The sequence below is a fragment of the Aestuariibius sp. HNIBRBA575 genome, from assembly GCF_040932005.1.
Taxonomy (GTDB): domain Bacteria; phylum Pseudomonadota; class Alphaproteobacteria; order Rhodobacterales; family Rhodobacteraceae; genus CANLNM01.
Genome location: NZ_CP162414.1, coordinates 2,663,879 through 2,681,954, shown reverse-complemented (window position 1 = coordinate 2,681,954; position 18,076 = coordinate 2,663,879). Strand labels below are relative to the sequence as shown.

The window sequence follows — 18,076 nt, the reverse complement described above, 5'->3', positions numbered from 1 at the left end:
CAATTGTGCTGATCAAACATCCTTACTCTTAAACTTTTCCCACATATCCGGCCGGCGTTCTTGGGTGATCTTTTCGCTCATTTCGCGGCGCCATTCAGCGATTTTACCGTGGTGGCCGGATGTCAGGACTTCGGGGATTTTGCGGCCATTCCAGTCGGCGGGCTTGGTATATTGTGGATGTTCCAACAACCCGTTTGAATGGCTTTCATCCTCAATACTTTCGGCATTGCCCAGCACACCGGGCAGCAGGCGCACCGTGGCGTCGATCATGGCCTGTGCGGCGATTTCCCCCCCGGTCAGGACAAAATCCCCCAGCGACACCTCTTGGATGTTGTAATGTTCCAGCACCCGTTCATCGACGCCTTCAAAACGGCCGCATAACATGGTGATCCCGTCGCATTGCGCCCAGTTCTGCGCCATCGCCTGATCAAACCGGCGCCCACGTGGGGACAGGTACACAATCGGCATCACGCCGCGGGCCTGACGGCGGGTAAATTCAATCGCTTTGCCAAGCACATCCGGGCGCAGAACCATCCCCGCACCGCCCCCCGCTGGCGTGTCATCCACATTGCGATGGCGACCCTCGCCAAAAATGCGCAAATCGGTCATTTGGGTCTGCCAAATCCCGTCCTTTAATGCCTTGCCTGTCAGGCTTTCGCCCAATAACCCGGGAAAGGCCTGCGGAAACAAAGTGATGATCTGTGCGGTCCAGGCGCGGGCCAAATCAGGGCGATCAGTGACCAATTCACGCGGCTGTAGCGTGGCTTGGATCGATTTGCGGCCATGTGATTTGTTGTCATCAGGCTTGGTCGCGGCGTTTTTTTCAGGCGTATCAGTGGGCATTGTTTAGCTTTCTGCGGAATGCGACCAGCATCGCAACCTTTTGGTCGTTAATGTCTTTGTCGTCCAGCGTCGTGCGGTTCAGTTCAAGGCAACGCATCAAAATATCATCCGTCACGCTGATATTCGCACTTGGCACCGGTTGCAGCTGCGCGCCTTTTTTAGCGGGCAATGATAATAAATCAACAATCGGGCTGGCAGGGCCAAAGGGCATTTTGGCCAGATCAGCCAAATCAAAGGCATGGACATTTTGCGCACCCAGATGTTCCTTTAATCCCTCAACCAGTGGGGCCAAATCGGCATAGGGGCGCAGCGTTGCGTCAAATTCATCATAGTTTTGGGTTAGGCGACCCCGGGTGACATTGTGCTGATATAGCGATTGCAGCCACGCATCCCGGTCGCGTGTCGTGAACACATAATGGATATCCAGATCCGGGCCAAAGCTGTCCAACACAGCGTCGCGCAAACACAGGATTAAATCGGTGATTTTAGGATACCCCAACTGCCCGTCGCGTCCGGGCATCCGTCCAATCAGGTTTTCGTCGCTGATCAAAACAGACCGTTTGCCAACGCTGATGTTTGACATCATTTCGCGCAGCTCTTCACCAAAAGACGTGGCATAAACCGCCCGGCCCGTGGAGGAATAGCGCAATGCCATCGCCGCAGCGGCGGATCGCAATTTTCCCGGCAACAACATGGCAGAATGGGGGTAAATCAGTTTGCCGTTGTGACGCAAAAAATTCTGGATCGTTGTCGTCCCGGTTTTATGAAACCCAGCATGGATAATGATACGGCGCGCCGTCATGATCTGATCGCAACCCGTTTGAGCGGCGATATCATTTTAGAAAATGCCTTCTGGTGGGTCTGCGACCAACCGGCCTGCCGCCAAATCAACCGTGGGAATGGCGGCCTTGGTGAATGGCAGCAACACCGTAGATTTCAGCCCCGGCCCGTGGATTTCCAACAGGTCATCTGCCCCATTGTTTTGCACTGTTTTCACCTTGCCCAAATGCTGGCCGCCTGTGTCCACGACCTCTAGGCCGATCAGATCGGAATGGTAAAACTCATCATCAGGCAAAGACGGCAACCGGGCGCGCTGCGTGAACAGATCCGTGCCTTTCAGAGCGTCGGCCTGTTCTTTGGTTGTGATACCATCGACCCGCGCAATGAGGCCGTTTTTGGTGTGTCCTTCGACGACGATCTGGGCAAAAACCTGACCGTCTTGGGTGGTCAGTGGCGCGTATTCGGCAATGGCATGTGGAATCGCGCAATAGCTTTTCAGGCGCACTTCGCCACGCACCCCAAAGGCACCTGCAATGGTTCCGACGATGATTTGGTCTGTGTTTTCTTCTGTCATGTCAGCCTCTTACGCATTGACGATGGTCAATCCATCGGCGCGGGTTTCCCAACCGGCCTGTTGCAATTCAGGCAAATCAGTATGTCGTTCTGGCCAGCCGATACACAAATATGCGACCAAGGTCCAATTTTTGGGGGCGTTTAGGTCCTCGGACAGTTTATCCGGATCAATGATTGACACCCAGCCCATGCCCACACCTTCGGCCGCCAGCGCCAGCCACATTTGCATGATCGCACAGATCACCGAATAACGCCGCATTTCCGGCATGGTTTCGGCGCCCAAACCGTGGCCTTTGGGTGTGGTATCGTCACAATAGATCGCCAATTGAATGGGGGCATCTCGCATCCCGGACAATTTTAGCCCGGCATATAGTTCTGCTTTATCCCCTTCAAACCCGGCCAATGCCCTCTGGTTTGCAGCTTCAAAATTCGACAGCGCCTTTTGACGGGCTGCGTCACTTTGGATGCGGACCAAACGCCAGGGTTCTGACAGGCCCACAGATGGGCCAAGCGCAAATGCAGAGAGGCCGCGCGCAAGCACGGCCTCGTCCACTGGATCGGTTCGGAAACGCCGGACATCCCGGCGCCAGGTGAACAGCCGGTCAAGCTCTGAACGGAACGTGTCCGATAATGGCTCCATGACGGGCTGCTCCCTTTATGTTCCGACGATTATTCCTCAGCGGCTGCTTCTTCAGCAGGTGCCGCAGCAGCTTCTGCCGCTTCAGCAGCCTTAGCAGCTTTTTCTTCAGCACGGTCAGTTGCTTTTTTGCCGGGAACAGCTTTTTTCGGGTTGGAACGCTCTTTCTTGGTCAGAACGCCAGCCGCTTCGAGCATACGTGCGATACGGTCAGTTGGCTGTGCGCCTTGGTCCAACCAGTACTGAACACGTTCCATGTCCATTTTCACGCGCTCTTCGCTGTCTTTGGCCAGCAATGGGTTATATGTGCCCAGTTTTTCGATGAAACGGCCATCACGTGGCATGCGGCTGTCGGCAGCAACGATGCGGTAAAAAGGACGTTTTTTGGAACCGCCGCGGGCGAGCCGGATTTTCATAGCCATTGTGTTTCTCCTTATAAATGGCGGGTTCGGAAGGGCCAGAGGCCGATCCTAAGATTGGTGTTTCTTGTGGTGTTGGATGACTTCCTGAATGATGAAGTTCAGGAATTTCTTAGCGAATTCGGGGTCCAGATCGGCATCTGCCGCCAGACGTTGCAACCGTTCGATCTGTGCGGCTTCGCGCATGGGATCAGACGGGGGCAGGGTATGGGTTGCCTTTAGAACGCCCACCGATTGGGTGTGTTTGAACCGCTCGGCCAGCGTAAATACCAGCACTGCATCCAGCCGGTCGATGCTTTCGCGGTGCTCTTTGAGCAGCTCAGCGGCGCGTGTCACTTGATCACTCATGGTGGGCTCCTGCGGAAATGCGATAGATAACAACGGGGTCGTCGTCCGGGGCTTTGGCGTTGGGGTCAACCACACCGCCCAGACGTTCCGCCAGACGTTTTGATGCGTCATTGGCCGGGTCGATATAAGCCACCAGCGATGTCAGATCAGTGTTGGCAAAGGTCCAGTCGCGGATCGCGGTCATGGCTTCGGATGCGTAGCCCTGTCCGTCATATTCTTCCGCCCACAAGCACCAGCCAAACTCAGGTTCGGGCCATGGGCGCGGGAACCAGGGACCGGCATGGCCGATAGTGGTTCCGTCTGGCAAACAGATGGTAAAGGGGCCGTAGCCGTGGAACATCCACGATGCCGCCGCATGGCCCCAAGCCCGGCACGACGCCATAAAGTCAAATCCCGGACCCCCAACAAACTTGGAACGATCTAGTTTTAGGAACGCGGCAAAGGCGTCGCTATCCCCAATTTCAGGGACACGCAGGGCCAAACGATCCGTTTTTATGACAGGGCGGTTGATCACTTATTTCTTTTTCCCGAAACCAGACAGGCCGGGGGGCAAGCCGCCACCACCCAATCCGGGCAGACCGCCCATGCCGCCGGGCAGTTTGCCACCGGCACCCAGCGCTTTGGCGGCTTCTTGCATGGCTTTGGGATCCATCTGCGACGGGTCCATTCCGGCCATATCAGGCATACCGCCGCCTTTGCCGAACATGCCTTTCATGGCTTGTTTCAGCATACCGCCTTTGCCCATTTTACCCAGTTTTTTCATCATGTCAGACATCTGACGATGCTGTTTCAGCAGCTTGTTCAGTTCCGACACTTCCAGCCCGGCGCCTTTGGCGATCCGTTTTTTACGGCTGGCTTGTAGCAGGGCAGGATTGGCGCGTTCGCGTTTGGTCATGGAATTGATCAGCGCAATCTGACGTTTCAGAATGCTGTCATCCATGCCCGCCGCAGCCATTTGTTTGGCGGCTTTGCCCATGCCGGGCATCATGCCCATCATGGATTCCATACCGCCCATTTTCATCATCTGTTCCAGCTGCATGCGCAGGTCGTTCATGTTGAACTGACCTTTTTGGAACCGGCGCATCATCCGTTCGGCTTGTTCGGCCTCGATGGTTTCCTGGGCCTTTTCGACCAGCGCAACAATGTCGCCCATGCCCAGAATGCGGCCCGCCACACGTTCGGCGTGGAATTCTTCGATGGCGTCCATTTTTTCGCCAAGACCTACAAACCGGATCGGTTTGCCTGTCACAGCGCGCATCGACAGGGCCGCACCGCCGCGTCCATCGCCGTCCATCCGGGTCAGAACCACGCCGCTGACGCCGATTTTGTCGTCAAATTCCTGCGCCACATTCACGGCGTCCTGACCGGTCAGGCCATCGACCACCAGCAAGGTTTCGCGCGGATTGGCCACGTCACGCACATCCGCGGCCTGTTGGATCAGTTCGGCATCAATGTGCAAACGACCGGCCGTATCCAGCATGTAGACGTCATAACCACCAAGGCTGGCTTGGGTTTTGGCGCGTTTTGCGATCTGAACCGGGTCTTCGCCTTTGACGATGGGCAGGGTGTCTACGCCGATCTGCGTGCCCAGAATCGCCAATTGTTCCATCGCAGCGGGGCGATTCACATCCAGCGACGCCATCAAAACACGTTTGCCTTCGCGTTCGGTCAGACGTTTTGCCAGTTTGGCGGTCGTTGTGGTTTTACCGGACCCTTGCAGACCAACCATCAGGATCGGCGCAGGCGGATTGTCGATTTTCAGATCACCTGCATCGTCTTCTCCGGCCAATACATGCACCAATTCGTCATGGACGATTTTGACGACTTGTTGACCGGGGGTGATGGATTTGGTGACGGCTTGGCCGGTGGCCTTTTCGGTGACCGCTTTGACGAAATCACGCGCAACGGGCAATGAAACATCGGCTTCTAGCAGGGCAACACGCACTTCGCGCAGCGCGGTTTTCACGTCGTCTTCGGACAGCGCGCCCTGTTTTGTCAGCCGATCAAAGACGCCAGAGAGACGTTCGGATAGATTTTCAAACATGCCTCGGCCCTCCTTGGCCATTTCGGGGTCTGGTCCCTAGATAGGAACCGGCTCATTAAACTCCAAGCGCCACACGACAAAGGCCCCCGTGGGCGAAACTCGCTGACGGGGGTCGATCCTGGCAGGGCGCAGGACCGGAAGGTTTTGCACTTCCGGATTTGGGGTGGTTTTGTGGGATTACACCGTCAGAGTCAAGACCAGAGTCAGGGTCATATAGGCCCACAGATACTGACCCGTTCGGGCGTGGCATTGATGTAACCCATGCGACATACATGTTGGGTGTTTTCAATCCACAACTGGCCAATTCACAGGGTCGCAGTTTATAGAACCTAAAGGTGGGGCGCCGATTACGGTTTAGGAACGGAACAAAGCATGCGCATTATTTCAATCATTTTGGCCGGTATTATTGCGGTTTCTTCTGGTTTGGCTGCGGATACCGCCGCTGCAGAGGATCGCAAAACGCTGGGCTTTGGCCGTTTGTTCACCAATGACTTTTTCGGGGATGGTGACGATCGCTGGCGGTCTGGGTCATATTCATGGTCGCTGGTGCGTGGCTATGAATGGAATGGCCGCCCACCCGAAGCCGCGTTTGAACTGATGGAATACCGGGTGCGCACCGAAATCATCGCACCCCGGCGTCTAAACGGGGTTGGATCGGATGACCGTCCTTATGTCGGCGCGCTGACCTTTGGGGCGCACACACATTTTGCCCGCGGGGCCTATGATATAGCGGCGGGTGCAGAAATCACCGCCGTGGGGCCGCAGACGGGATTGGGCGAATTGCAGGAATGGTTCCACGTTTTGGTGGATGCGCCGACGCCACGGGTTCTGGATGACCAATTGGAAAACGCGGTTCATTTTGGGATTGGCGCCGAGGTGTCGCGCCCTGTGCGCCTGAATGATCGCACAACGATCCGTCCCTTTGCCGAGGTGAAAACCGGGCCAGAGGATTTCGCGCGGGTTGGATTTGACGTGATGTATGGACGGATTGGCCAGTCGGATCTGTTGATCCGCGATGTGCCGACCGGCCAGCTTTATCGCGGCGTTGAAGGCGTTGAAGGCGTTGATGGGGGTTTGGCCTTTACGTTTGGGGCGGATTACACCCATGTGGCGGACAGCGCTTGGTTGCCTGATGACCGAGGGGTGACCGCCCTGAACAATCGCACCCGCCTGCGCGCCGGGGCCCATTGGCAATTCGCTGAGGATGTTTCGTTTTTCTACGGGCTGACCTATCTGTCCGAAGAATTCGAAGGCCAACCCGAAGGCCAATTGCTGGGCTCACTGAAGCTCAATCTCAACTTCTGAACAAATAGTTAACGCGCCCTTGTATTAACGCTTGCCTGCCGTTGATTGCGGCTGATACCTTATCCATGTGATCGGCCCAAAGAGGCGGACGCATTGAGGAAACGAAAAGGCAGGTAACAGGCATGAAAACGGGCTTTCGTGGCACGTTTGTCGTCCCCTGGTCGCAAACCGAAATTGACGGACTTGGGTCCGCACCGCTTCAATCGTTGCGCGTTGGCGTCGCTTGGAGATGGACAGGTGAGGCGATGCGCGTTGATGGGCCCAAGGGCATTTTGCCCCTTGGCGACGCAAAAGGCGAGGCAAACCTACGCAAACGCGCCGCACTTAGTGTGCGCCGTTTGTTAAATTCAGTCGAGGCGGACACATCCAAACTTGATGAGCTCCCGGTCGAAGGGCCCTTGTTTGACGAAGCGTTTACCGTGACGGATGGGCGTGACACCTGGACGGTGACGTTGATCGACGCCGGAATGGGAAAAACCCCACTTTGTATGTTTCACGCCGAAATTCCCCCACGCGCGGCGGATTTGTGGGTGGTCAGTCACAATGTTGACCTGAACGCCCGCCAACAGGCCCGTGGGATGCCGGGCGATCCGGCCGGCGGCGTGATTTGTTTTACGCCGGGGACGCTGATCCAGACTGAACAGGGGCCTTTGCCCGTGGAACAGGTTGGCATCGGCACCCGGCTTCAGACCAAAGATAACGGCCTACAAGCAGTGATCTGGCAGGGGCAACGTCACGTCAGCGGCGCGCGCCTATATGCAATGCCCCATCTGGCGCCGGTGCGTTTGAACCGATCCTCGCTTGGGGTGGATATCCCGGATAACAGTCTGCTGGTTTCGCCCGATCATCGCATTGTGCTGCGCGGCGAACGTGCGCGGATTTTGTTTAATTGCCAAGAGGTGCTGGTGGCCGCCCGAGATCTGGTAAACGATCGCGAAATCATCGTCGATCGTCAGGTGCGCGGCGTTCAGTATATCCATCTGATGCTGCCACAACATGAAATCGTGTTCGCCAATGGGGTCGAAACCGAAAGTTTCCATCCCTTGAGCGCAGATTTGGCGTCGATGGCGTCTGATGACCTGACGCGGCTAAATGCGGTGTTGCCTGATTTCAGCAGTGACGCCCAAAGTTATGGCGGCTATGCACGTCGCGTTTTAGCGGGATCAGAAGCAGCGATTTTGCGACACCAAGCCGCCTGATTGGCAACTTGATCATCGTAGGACGTGATCGGTCGCATTCGCATTCTTTGATAGGGGTCTAATTGCTGATTTAGGGTTGTTGACTCTGATGATCAAAGGCGTATAAGCCGCGCTTCATTGGTGTTGGTGGCCCTCGCAAGAGGAACCCTGTCGACCTGGCAAAATCCAGGGAGAGGACAACGCCCTTCGAAACCTGAACGAAGGAGATCAGCCGTGACTAAACGTACGTCTGCCAAGTATAAAATTGACCGCCGGATGGGTGAAAACATCTGGGGTCGTCCAAAATCCCCCGTCAATCGTCGTGATTACGGCCCCGGCCAGCACGGTCAGCGCCGCAAAGGCAAATTGTCTGACTTTGGTCTGCAATTGCGCGCCAAGCAGAAGCTGAAAGGCTACTACGGCGATCTGACTGAAAAACAGTTCCGTCGCATCTTTACCGAAGCTGAGCGTGTAAAAGGCGACACAGGTGAAAACCTGATCGGTCTGCTGGAACGCCGTTTGGACGCAGTTGTTTACCGCGCCAAATTCGTACCAACCGTGTTTGCGGCACGTCAGTTTGTGAACCACGGCCACGTTCTGGTGAACGGCAAGCGCGTCAACATTCCTTCGTATCGCGTAAAAGAAGGTGACGTTGTTGAGGTTCGTGATCGTTCCAAGCAATTGGCTGTTCTGTTGGAAGCTGTTCAACTGCCAGAGCGCGATGTGCCTGACTATGTTGAAGCTGACCACAACAAAATGACAGCAACATTCGTACGGACCCCCGGTCTGGGCGACGTGCCTTATGCGGTTCAAATGGAACCAAATCTGGTGATCGAATACTACGCTCAGAACTAAGGTTCTAAGCATAAGAAATAGAGGGATCGCACAGAATTGTGCGGTCCCTTTTTTTGTTTGGGCAAAGCTTTACATTGACAGTTACGACGCCGCTCGGACCGGGCTTTCTTGGTCTTGGTCTTGGTCTTGGTCTTGGTCTTGGTCTTGGTCTTGGTCTTGGTCTTGAGTGATTTTAAATGTTTGTGTCAGCTCTGCCAAAATTTGGGATTCCTGACTTAACATTTCGCTCAGGCTTGAAGTTTCCTGCGCCATATTCGCATTTTCCTGCGTGACCAGATCAAGAGAGGTCATGGATGCGTTCATGCCTTGGATCGTTTCGGTTTGGTCGTCAGAGCCTGATGCGATTTGGCCCGCCATATCCGTGACCGAATTCACCTTTTCGACAATTCCATCAAACAAGCTTCCGGTTTGATCGACGAGCTCAACACCCTCTTCGATCCGTTCAACTGTCGCGTTGATCCGGGATTGAATTTCCCCGACGGAATCGGCGGCTCGTTGGGCCAGTTCACGGATTTCCCCAGCAACGACGGCAAATCCGCGCCCGGCTTCGCCCGCGCGGGCGGCTTCGACCCCTGCGTTCAGCGCGAGCAAGTTGGTTCGGAATGCAATTTCTTGGATTGTGTCAGTGATGCTGGTCATTTCTTCAGCGGCAGTGTTGATTTGGTTCATCGCATCAATGGCGTGCGCAACCGTGCTGCCCCCTTTTTCGGCTTCTACACGTGCAGCACTCGCCGATTTGTTCATGTGGTGCACTTCGGTCGCGGAATTTTCGATCGATTCCGTGATTTGGTGAACCGCGGCTGTCGATTCTTCGAGTGACGCGGCACCTGTTTCCGATCGCCGGGCTAGTTTTGTCGACGCAGAGGTAAGTTCGCGCGATTTAAACTGAATAGTTTGCACGGTTTCGGTGACCTGAATAATCATGTTGCCAAGCCCGTCAACAGCGCGGTTAAAATCATGCCTTAGGGGTTCATATTTGTCGATAAACGGATCGGGGATCTGACAATTGAGGTTGCTTTCAGCAAGCTGGCCCAAACTGTTGGCCAAAGTGGTCACGACATAATTGCTGTCATTACGGGATTTTTCGAGCTGTTGATCTGCGGCCATCAAATCCAGACGGGTTTTGTTCAACGCCTTGGCAAGGTCACCAATTTCAGAATTTTGATCCAGATTTTCAACTTCGTGTTCAAACTCTTTATGGGCAATTCGATCCATGGATTTTTGCAGGGATTTGATTTGGCGTTCAAACCCACGCATGAGTTTCAGACCAATTGCAAGGCTCGCAATTGTGGATAAAACGACCACCCCCATGAGGATCAGGCAGACGACAAGTGCACTTTGCTCAGCGGATTGGCGCAAGGATTGCACCAAGGCTCGGGTTTGGGTTTGTTGATTGCGGATAATATCAATCCAACCCGTTGAAATATCGAACCATTGTGGCGCAGTCCAAGTGCCCAATGTGCCGCCATATGCCAGCCCACGCATCCGATTAAGTTCAAGCGCCTCGGGCAGATCTGTGAGTTCGGTCATATCCAGGTGGCCATGTAGCAAGGTGGCGGCCTGCGCCATAAACGCCCTTTGAACGGCGACCTCGGCGACAAAAAATTTGAACACAAAGGGGCTAAAGCGCCGGTTGCTAAAGCCTAAAATCCCAGCGGTTCGTTCCAGATCGGCCGCGTCTTTGGCCTGTTCCAGCGCGATATAGCCCACATTGACAGAGGTCAGGCTTGGGATATTCACTTCGACGAAATGTGCGTCTTCGATCGCGATGACTGCCTGGATCAGATTGTTGAAATAGACCCGCGCCTGGGGAACCGATAGGCCCGTTTCATCGATATCCGCCCGTTTCTGAGGCAAATCCACCAGCACATCTTGAAAAGTTTGAACCAGATCGGCGTCGTATTCGGGCAAATCCAGTCCCGACAACAGCATTTGATCCATTAGCGCGTCAACACGTGGGCGCGTTTGCTGCAATTGATCGAAAAATTCTGCATTCTGGGAATTAACCGCGCCAACGGAATAGCTGCGTTCCAATTGCAATTCGTGGATCAAATCACTGATCATAAAGGCAGATTGAATGGATTCAGATGTTTTGCGCGCATTGAAATAGGTCGACGACGCGTTCCACAGCCCGATCGACGCCACAATCAACAACCCAATAAGCGGTACAAGAACAATAGAGAGAATTTGGTTCCGGAGTTTCATGTGTTCGACATTTCCTTGCAACCGCAGTTTCCACATGCCTACCCCCGAAACTCTAACAATTGCTTTCTTGCCGCCAAATCAGCGGAAATCGCTTTTGTTGTGGGGCCGACGTCATTAGAACGACGGGGCAATAAAGGATGGAACATGACCAAAATCGAGCCTCAGCCACGGATTATGGACATAAAGCTCTATCAAGGTGGCGCATCTGCGATACCGGGTTTGTCCAACGTGGTGAAATTGTCCTCAAACGAAAATCCGGCGGGTCCGTCATCTGCCGCCAAAGAGGCGATCACCCGGTCTATCCATGAAATGCATCGATATCCATCGACCGATCACGCCAGCCTGCGCAATGCCATCGCAGAGGTGCACGGGCTTGAGAGTGAGCGCATCATTTGCGGCGTCGGATCGGACGAAGTCATCACCTTTTTGTGCCAGGCCTATGCCGGTCCAGATACCGAAGTGATTTATACGGAACATGGTTTTGCCATGTACAAAATTTCAGCTCTGGCAGCAGGCGCTGACCCGGTCGAAGTGCCCGAACGTGATCGTGTGGTCGATGTGGATGCCATTTTGGCTGCGTGCACGGACAAAACCCGACTGGTGTTTATCGCCAACCCGGCCAACCCCACCGGAACGATGATTTCCGGCGCCGAAGCGAAACGGCTAGCCGAAGGGTTGCCGGAAAAGTGTTTGTTGGTGCTGGACGGGGCTTATGCCGAATATGTCGAAGATTATGATGGCGGTGCAGCCCTGATCGATAGTCATAGCAATATCGTCATGACGCGCACCTTTTCCAAGATTTATGGATTGGGTGGCTTGCGCGTCGGCTGGGGCTACGCGACCCAAGACGTGATTGATGTGTTGAACCGTGTGCGCGGCCCCTTCAACCTGTCAAACGCCGCATTGGCCGGGGCCGAAGCCGCCGTGCGTGATCAGTCTTATGTGGATAAATGCCGGGCCGACAACACCCGCATGCGCGATTGGATGGCCGGGGCGCTGGCGGCGTTGGGCGTGCCGTCGGACACGTCTACGGCCAACTTCATTTTGGCGCGCTTTGCTGATCAGGCAGAGGCAGAGGCCTGCGAGGACTATTTGCGCAGTCAGGGGCTCTTGGTGCGCAAAGTGGCGGGGTATAAATTGCCAAACGGATTGCGGATCACCATCGGCGACGAACCCAGCTGCCGTCAGGTGGTTCATGCTATCGGTCAATTCAAAGAGAAACGCGCATGAGTCAGGTTTATGATCGCGTCGCCCTAATCGGTTTGGGCCTGATTGCATCATCCATGTTTTGGGCGATCAAACGATCCGGCTTGGCCGGAGAAGTGACAGGGTACGCCCGGTCCCAGGAAACCCGCGACATCGCCCGCCAAATTGGACTATGCGACCGGGTCTGTGACAGCGCCGCAGACGCTGCCAAAGGTGCCGATCTGGTGGTGCTATGTGTGCCCGTCGGAGCCATGGGGGTGGTTGCCGCTGAAATTGCCCCAGTTCTAAAGCCGGGGGCGACAATCAGCGATGTTGGGTCCGTCAAACGCGATGTCATTGACGCTGTCGCGCCTTACGTGCCCCAAGGCGTGCATTTTGTCCCAGCGCACCCTTTGGCAGGGACCGAACATTCCGGGCCAAAATCCGGTTTTGCAGAATTGTTCGACAATCGCTGGTGCCTGTTGGTGCCCACCCAAGGCAGCGATCCAGATTCCGTGGCAACATTGCGTAAATTCTGGGAAGCCATGGGCGCAAATGTCAATGAAATGGATGCCGAGCATCATGATCTGGTGCTGGCTGTGACGTCTCATGCACCGCATTTGATCGCCTATACGATGGTGGGGGTCGCGGATGATTTGCGCCGGGTCACCGACAGCGAAGTGATCGAATATTCCGCGGCAGGGTTCCGCGATTTCACCCGGATTGCGGCATCGGATCCCACCATGTGGCGCGACGTGTTTTTGTCCAACAAAGAGGCAACACTGGAAATTCTGGGCCGATTTACCGAGGAATTATTTGCGTTGCAGCGGGCCATTCGCACCGGTGACGGTGATCACCTGTTTGATTATTTCACCCGCACACGCGCCATTCGACGCAGCATTATTGATGCAGGCCAAGATACCGAAGCGCCGAACTTTGGCCGTGATCCAGGGCACAAAGAATGATCCGATTGGGTGTCATCGCCGCGCTGGCTTGGGCAGGGATGGCGGCGGCCAATGCGCCGGATCAATCCCTGCGTCCACAGATGCGCACCCTGTTTGACGCCACATTATCCACCCGCGGCGATTACCGCGCAGAATCCGAAATGACCGTCATGAGCGCCCAAGCCGTGGCCTTTTCGGCCCGCCCGAATGAACGCCCTGACGTCATTCTGGCACTGGGGCGTCGCGCCCAAGAAGAACGCCGTCGCGGAGCCATTTGCGGCGACATGGACATTCAGGGCGACGTGATTGGCGATGTGCCGGGGAACGGGGCCTGTGGTGTTGAAAACGCGGTGCGGGTGCGTGCCGTGGCCGGATTGCGGCTGTCGACCCCGGCGACATTGGATTGCCGGACGGCTTCGGCGTTAAAAACATGGGTGGAACGGGGCGTTTTACCTGCTGTCGGAAACGAAGGCGGCGGGGCGACAAGCCTGCGGGTGATGGCCCATTATGCCTGTCGCACACGCAACAATCAGCCCGGCGCGCGTCTGTCGGAACATTCCTTTGGTCATGCGATTGATGTGGGCGGGATCGGGTTGGCGGACGGGTCCGAAATTTCGGTGCTTAACGGCTGGGGGACCCATGCGGATGGGCGGCAATTGCGGGATATGCACACCGCAGCCTGTGGGCCATTTGGCACGGTTTTGGGCCCGGATGCGGACCGTCACCACCGGGATCATTTTCACTTTGACACCGCGCGCTATCGCAGCGGGTCATATTGCAGGTAGACGCGATGTCGCTTTGGGTATTTGGATACGGATCCCTGCTATGGGATCCCGGGTTTGAGCCCGCAGAATCCCGCCGGGGTGTTTTGCACGGCTATCACCGGTCATTTTGTATGTTATCAATCCACTATCGCGGAACCGAAGCCCAGCCCGGTCTGGTTCTGGCGCTGGACAACGCCGATCATGCGACCTGTACCGGATTGGCATTGCGGGCCAAAGACGGCCAAGAGGACCAAGTGCTGGCGAATTTACGCGCGCGCGAATTGATTTCGGACGCTTATCTGGAAAAATTCGTTGATGTGGAAACCGAAGCCGGACCAATCAACGCAGTGACCTATGTGATCAATCACAACAATCATCAATATTGTGATTTTGACCTTGAGAAACAGGCGCAAATGATTGCGTCGGCCACGGGCGCGCGTGGCGCAAATTCTGAGTATCTGAAAAATACCGCGGATCATTTGGACAAAATGAACATCCGGGATGACGAAATGGCATGGCTGGTGCAGCGCGTGTCGCAATTGTTGGACCCGGACGGGCCGCCTGCATAAAACATTTGGGTTTTTCGCAGGCGCGTCTTATGGTCGACCGCACGATAAGAGCAAAGAAAACACCTAAGAAAACCAACAAAGGACCCGGCCCACATGGACATTCGGGAACCCGAGGCAGAGCCGCATTTCACGCAGCCCATCCGTCAAATCACATCAATGCTCATTGTGTTGGCATTGGTTGGAGCCGGCGGGTATTTGGCCTTTCCCAGTGTGGCGCCTGTGTTTTTGGCAAATCCCTATTTGAACGGGTTCATTGCCTTGGTTTTTGCCTATGGTGTTTTGTCGTGCTTTTTGCAGGTCGGGCAATTGGTGCGGTCTGTGGGCTGGATCGCCGGTTTCACCCGCAACACCGAAGAGCAAGGCCTGGTCGCACCGCAATTATTGGCCCCCCTGGCCACGCTGTTGCGTTCGCGCGGCGCCCGGATGCAATTGTCGTCGACATCCAGCCGGTCGATTTTGGATTCTGTGGCACAGCGGATTGACGAAGAACGCGAAATCACCCGTTATATCGTCAACACATTGATTTTTCTGGGACTATTGGGCACGTTTTACGGCTTGGCCACAACAGTTCCGGCGTTGGTGGAAACCATCCAATCCCTCACCCCAAAAGAGGGCGAAAGCAGCGGCGAAATCTTTGGCCGGTTGCAATCGGGACTAGAAAGCCAGTTGGGGGGCATGGGCGTCGCCTTTGCATCCTCATTGCTTGGATTGGCCGGGTCATTGGTTGTTGGCCTGTTGGAACTGTTCGCCGGTCATGGTCAAAACCGGTTTTACCGTGAACTAGAAGAATGGCTATCCACCATTACCCGAGTCGGGTTTGCCAGCGGCGAAGAAGGTGGGGAAACCGGGGTGATGGGCCATGTGATAGACAATCTGGCCGAACAGATGGAAGCCCTGCAAACCATGTTTACCCAGACCGACATTGGTCGATCTCAGGTGGATGAACGATTGTCCGAATTGGCGGGCAGTATCGACAAATTGGCCGGGCGGATCGAAACCGGTGCTGATATGTCCGGGCTGCTGCAACAAGTGGCCGAAGGGCAGACCGCGCTGATCAACAAAATCAGTGAAAACGGCATGGATGGCATCGATGCTGAAAGCCGGATGCGCCTGCGGTCCATCGATGTGCAAATGCTGCGGATACTAGAAGAAATGAGCGCAGGGCGCGCCGAAGTGATGGCCGATTTGCGCACGGATATTGCCGCACTAAGCCGGGCTGTGCGACAGGCGCAGGGCGGGTCCTGACATGGCCCTAAGCCGCAGAACCGGGGCGCGGTTTCAGGCGTCCATCTGGCCGGGTTTTGTGGATGCGATGACCGGTCTGTTGCTGGTCCTGATGTTTGTGCTGACCATTTTTATGGTCATTCAATTTGTTCTGCAGGAAACAATTACAGGCCAAGAAAGCCAGCTTAATGAGCTAACCCAAGAGGTCGCCGCGCTGGCCGATGCGCTGGGGCTGGAACAGGACCGGTCCGCTGGATTGGCGACGCGGGTTGGAACATTGACCACCAACCTATCCGAAGCAAATGCCACGGCGCGTGCCCAAACAGCCTTGATTACGTCGTTAACTCAGGAACGCGACACAACGGCCCGCGCGCTGGCCGATGCGCAATCCCGCATCACCGGATTTGAGGCCCAAGTCGCCGGGCTATTGGCGCAGCGGACTGAAGCTCAGGCGCAGATTGCGCAACTGGATCAGGAACGCGCCACGTTGATGTCAGAGCAAGAGGCGCTCAACCTTGCCTTAGCGCAGGCGCGGGATGAAATTGACCAAGGCGTTGAACAAGCCCGTCTGGCGGCGGCACGCCGAGAAGCGCTTGAGGCGATGGTGGCGCAACTTGAATCCGATGGCCGTGATGCACAGGCCGAAATTTCTGACCTAGAAGCGGCGCGTTTGGTTGATGCCGCCGCCGCCCAGACATTGCGGGACCGGTTGGAAAATGCCGATACCGAACTGACCGCGTTGACGCTATCGTTAGAAGAGCAGCGTCGCGAGGCCGAACAAACGCTGACATTGTTAGCCGCCGCAGATGCGGCGCGGGCGGATTTGGACCTTAGATTGGCGCAGGCTTTGTTGTTGCAGCAACAGGCGGAAACGTCATTGGCTCAATCTCTGTCTCAAAGTTCGGATCTGGATACGCGATTGGCTGCGGCGCTGTCTTTGCAGCAATCCACCCAAGGCGAATTGGCGCAAGCGCGCGCCGCACTGGAAGAGGCGCAAACCAGCTCGGCGGATCTGACGGCCCGTTTGGCGGCAGTGATTGCGGCGCGGGATCTGGCCGAGGGCGATTTGGACGCCGCCCGTCAGGCGTTAGAATTGGCCCTGTCAGACGGGGCCGCTGCGCAGGCGGACATTCAGGAACGATTGGCCAGCGCGGTTTTGGCGCGCGATGCGTTGCGCGTTGAACTCGAAGCGGCCCAAACCGCCGGGCAAGACGCCGATGCCCAACGGGCAACATTGGAACAGAAATTGACCGAAGCGCTGTTGGCGCAGCAGGTTTTACAAGCTGAAATTACGTCGCTGGCAGGGACATCCGCAGATGCGCAAGCCGCCCGTGCCACATTAGAGGCGCGGCTGGCAGAGGCATTGGCGGCCGGATCTGCAGCACAAGAATTGGCCGGGGAACGGCTGACTGAAGCGGACCGTCAGGCGGCTTTGTTGGCGCAGGCCAATGCCACATTGTCACAAGAGCAGGCTCTGTCTGCGCAGGCCCGACGCGAGGTGGCTGTGTTAAACGAACAGGTCGCCGCGTTGCGTCAACAGATCGGGACGTTGCAATCCTTGTTGAATGTCGCCTCTGAGGCCGACGAAGTGTCACAAGTGCAGATTGAAACCTTGGGGAACCAGCTGAACACGGCCCTTGCACGTGCTGCCGCCGAGGAACGTCGCCGTCGGATGCTAGAAGAAGCCGAAACCGCCCGTCTGGAAGAAGAACGCGCGCAATTGGAAGCCGAAGCTCAAAACCTTGAAAGGTTCCGGTCGGATTTCTTTGGCCAGTTGCGGGACGTCGTCGAGGGCCAAGAAGGTGTGCGTATCGAAGGCGACAGGTTTGTGTTTTCGTCCGAGGTTTTGTTCCAGCAGGGTCAGGCAGAATTGTCCGCCGAAGGACGGGATGAAATCGCCAAAATTGCCGCCATTCTACGGACAATTGCAAGCGACATACCCGAAGGAATTGATTGGGTCATCCGCGTAGATGGCCATACGGATAACGTGCCGCTCTCTGGTTTGGGGCAATATTCTGACAATTGGGAGCTGAGCCAAGCGCGGGCATTGTCGGTTGTACGTTTCATGGTCGACTTTTTGGGTATTCCCCCAAACCGGTTGGCCGCAAACGGGTTTGGGCAATATCAACCCTTGAATCCGGATGATACGGATGCAGCACGCGCCCAAAATCGGCGGATTGAGTTAAAACTGACCGAACGTTGA

The 18,076-nt window shown here is 55.8% G+C and carries 18 protein-coding genes; 9 read left to right on the top strand and 9 right to left on the bottom strand.

Annotated features, from left to right (window positions below):
* Nucleotides 1–12 precede the first annotated feature (12 nt).
* From trmD to ffh, 8 genes are read right to left on the bottom strand one after another with little or no spacing between them, the layout of a single operon-like run.
* Nucleotides 13–843 (bottom strand): tRNA (guanosine(37)-N1)-methyltransferase TrmD, encoded by an 831-nt coding sequence (gene trmD, locus AB1F12_RS13505; RefSeq protein WP_368184893.1) that lies wholly within the window; start codon nucleotides 841–843, stop codon nucleotides 13–15.
* On the bottom strand, nucleotides 833–1,645 hold the full coding sequence (locus tag AB1F12_RS13500; protein ID WP_368184892.1) for a hypothetical protein: 813 nt from the start codon (nucleotides 1,643–1,645) through the stop codon (nucleotides 833–835). The genes trmD and AB1F12_RS13500 overlap by 11 nt, the downstream gene beginning before the upstream one ends.
* Before the next feature lie 36 nt (nucleotides 1,646–1,681).
* Nucleotides 1,682–2,197, bottom strand: a complete 516-nt coding sequence (rimM, locus tag AB1F12_RS13495) for a ribosome maturation factor RimM (RefSeq protein ID WP_368184891.1) — start codon at nucleotides 2,195–2,197, stop codon at nucleotides 1,682–1,684.
* Between the two features lie 9 nt (nucleotides 2,198–2,206).
* Nucleotides 2,207–2,836: a 5,6-dimethylbenzimidazole synthase gene (bluB, locus tag AB1F12_RS13490; RefSeq protein WP_368184890.1), complete on the bottom strand. Its 630-nt coding sequence runs from the start codon at nucleotides 2,834–2,836 to the stop codon at nucleotides 2,207–2,209.
* 29 nt (nucleotides 2,837–2,865) lie between these two features.
* Nucleotides 2,866–3,255: a 30S ribosomal protein S16 gene (gene rpsP, locus AB1F12_RS13485; RefSeq protein ID WP_368184889.1), complete on the bottom strand. Its 390-nt coding sequence runs from the start codon at nucleotides 3,253–3,255 to the stop codon at nucleotides 2,866–2,868.
* A gap of 48 nt (nucleotides 3,256–3,303) precedes the next feature.
* A complete protein-coding gene (locus AB1F12_RS13480; protein ID WP_368184888.1) occupies nucleotides 3,304–3,600 on the bottom strand; it encodes a chorismate mutase in 297 nt (98 codons plus the stop codon).
* Nucleotides 3,593–4,114, bottom strand: a complete 522-nt coding sequence (locus tag AB1F12_RS13475) for a GNAT family N-acetyltransferase (RefSeq protein WP_368184887.1) — start codon at nucleotides 4,112–4,114, stop codon at nucleotides 3,593–3,595. The genes AB1F12_RS13480 and AB1F12_RS13475 overlap by 8 nt, the downstream gene beginning before the upstream one ends.
* A complete protein-coding gene (gene ffh / locus AB1F12_RS13470) occupies nucleotides 4,115–5,644 on the bottom strand; it encodes a signal recognition particle protein (protein ID WP_368184886.1) in 1,530 nt (509 codons plus the stop codon). It lies immediately after the preceding gene.
* A gap of 372 nt (nucleotides 5,645–6,016) precedes the next feature.
* Here ffh and AB1F12_RS13465 point away from each other — a divergent pair, with 372 nt between their 5' ends.
* From AB1F12_RS13465 to rpsD, 3 genes are all read left to right on the top strand, one after another.
* The gene (locus AB1F12_RS13465) at nucleotides 6,017–6,949 is read left to right on the top strand and encodes a lipid A-modifier LpxR family protein (RefSeq protein WP_368184885.1); all 933 of its coding nucleotides are present in this window, start codon (nucleotides 6,017–6,019) and stop codon (nucleotides 6,947–6,949) included.
* Nucleotides 6,950–7,071: 122 nt separating this feature from the next.
* Entirely contained in the window at nucleotides 7,072–8,148 is a 1,077-nt protein-coding gene (locus AB1F12_RS13460; protein ID WP_368184884.1) for a Hint domain-containing protein, read from the top strand.
* A 213-nt stretch (nucleotides 8,149–8,361) separates the two neighbouring features.
* Nucleotides 8,362–8,982: a 30S ribosomal protein S4 gene (gene rpsD, locus AB1F12_RS13455; RefSeq protein WP_368184883.1), complete on the top strand. Its 621-nt coding sequence runs from the start codon at nucleotides 8,362–8,364 to the stop codon at nucleotides 8,980–8,982.
* Nucleotides 8,983–9,063: 81 nt separating this feature from the next.
* Here the strand turns inward: rpsD and AB1F12_RS13450 are convergent, their stop codons facing one another.
* Nucleotides 9,064–11,187 carry a methyl-accepting chemotaxis protein gene (locus AB1F12_RS13450; protein WP_368184882.1) on the bottom strand — a complete coding sequence of 708 codons (2,124 nt, stop codon included), beginning with the start codon at nucleotides 11,185–11,187 and terminating at the stop codon, nucleotides 9,064–9,066.
* Between the two features lie 144 nt (nucleotides 11,188–11,331).
* On the opposite strand from AB1F12_RS13450, the gene hisC reads away from it, so the two are divergent.
* The 6 genes from hisC to AB1F12_RS13420 all read left to right on the top strand — a co-directional run bounded on the left by hisC (nucleotide 11,332) and on the right by AB1F12_RS13420 (nucleotide 18,076).
* Complete coding sequence (hisC, locus tag AB1F12_RS13445) at nucleotides 11,332–12,417, top strand: histidinol-phosphate transaminase (RefSeq protein WP_368184881.1); 1,086 nt, start codon at nucleotides 11,332–11,334, stop codon at nucleotides 12,415–12,417.
* Nucleotides 12,414–13,337, top strand: coding sequence for a prephenate/arogenate dehydrogenase family protein (locus tag AB1F12_RS13440; RefSeq protein WP_368184880.1), 924 nt, complete (start codon nucleotides 12,414–12,416; stop codon nucleotides 13,335–13,337). Before hisC ends, AB1F12_RS13440 begins: the two co-directional genes overlap by 4 nt.
* The gene (locus AB1F12_RS13435; RefSeq protein WP_368184879.1) at nucleotides 13,334–14,101 is read left to right on the top strand and encodes an extensin family protein; all 768 of its coding nucleotides are present in this window, start codon (nucleotides 13,334–13,336) and stop codon (nucleotides 14,099–14,101) included. Before AB1F12_RS13440 ends, AB1F12_RS13435 begins: the two co-directional genes overlap by 4 nt.
* A 5-nt stretch (nucleotides 14,102–14,106) precedes the next feature.
* On the top strand, nucleotides 14,107–14,649 hold the full coding sequence (locus tag AB1F12_RS13430; RefSeq protein ID WP_368184878.1) for a gamma-glutamylcyclotransferase: 543 nt from the start codon (nucleotides 14,107–14,109) through the stop codon (nucleotides 14,647–14,649).
* A gap of 93 nt (nucleotides 14,650–14,742) precedes the next feature.
* Nucleotides 14,743–15,894: a biopolymer transporter ExbB gene (locus AB1F12_RS13425; protein ID WP_368184877.1), complete on the top strand. Its 1,152-nt coding sequence runs from the start codon at nucleotides 14,743–14,745 to the stop codon at nucleotides 15,892–15,894.
* 1 nt (nucleotide 15,895) lies between these two features.
* Nucleotides 15,896–18,076: a peptidoglycan -binding protein gene (locus AB1F12_RS13420; RefSeq protein ID WP_368184876.1), complete on the top strand. Its 2,181-nt coding sequence runs from the start codon at nucleotides 15,896–15,898 to the stop codon at nucleotides 18,074–18,076.

Coding starts and splice junctions, on each gene's coding strand:
- AB1F12_RS13480 (WP_368184888.1), bottom strand. CDS start 3,600: ATGAGTGATCAAGTGACACGCGCCGCTGAGCTGCTCAAAGAGCACCGC.
- hisC (WP_368184881.1), top strand. CDS start 11,332: ATGACCAAAATCGAGCCTCAGCCACGGATTATGGACATAAAGCTCTAT.
- AB1F12_RS13450 (WP_368184882.1), bottom strand. CDS start 11,187: ATGAAACTCCGGAACCAAATTCTCTCTATTGTTCTTGTACCGCTTATT.
- trmD (WP_368184893.1), bottom strand. CDS start 843: ATGCCCACTGATACGCCTGAAAAAAACGCCGCGACCAAGCCTGATGAC.
- AB1F12_RS13440 (WP_368184880.1), top strand. CDS start 12,414: ATGAGTCAGGTTTATGATCGCGTCGCCCTAATCGGTTTGGGCCTGATT.
- AB1F12_RS13435 (WP_368184879.1), top strand. CDS start 13,334: ATGATCCGATTGGGTGTCATCGCCGCGCTGGCTTGGGCAGGGATGGCG.
- AB1F12_RS13425 (WP_368184877.1), top strand. CDS start 14,743: ATGGACATTCGGGAACCCGAGGCAGAGCCGCATTTCACGCAGCCCATC.
- AB1F12_RS13500 (WP_368184892.1), bottom strand. CDS start 1,645: ATGACGGCGCGCCGTATCATTATCCATGCTGGGTTTCATAAAACCGGG.
- AB1F12_RS13430 (WP_368184878.1), top strand. CDS start 14,107: ATGTCGCTTTGGGTATTTGGATACGGATCCCTGCTATGGGATCCCGGG.
- ffh (WP_368184886.1), bottom strand. CDS start 5,644: ATGTTTGAAAATCTATCCGAACGTCTCTCTGGCGTCTTTGATCGGCTG.
- AB1F12_RS13420 (WP_368184876.1), top strand. CDS start 15,896: ATGGCCCTAAGCCGCAGAACCGGGGCGCGGTTTCAGGCGTCCATCTGG.
- rimM (WP_368184891.1), bottom strand. CDS start 2,197: ATGACAGAAGAAAACACAGACCAAATCATCGTCGGAACCATTGCAGGT.
- AB1F12_RS13460 (WP_368184884.1), top strand. CDS start 7,072: ATGAAAACGGGCTTTCGTGGCACGTTTGTCGTCCCCTGGTCGCAAACC.
- bluB (WP_368184890.1), bottom strand. CDS start 2,836: ATGGAGCCATTATCGGACACGTTCCGTTCAGAGCTTGACCGGCTGTTC.
- AB1F12_RS13465 (WP_368184885.1), top strand. CDS start 6,017: ATGCGCATTATTTCAATCATTTTGGCCGGTATTATTGCGGTTTCTTCT.
- rpsP (WP_368184889.1), bottom strand. CDS start 3,255: ATGGCTATGAAAATCCGGCTCGCCCGCGGCGGTTCCAAAAAACGTCCT.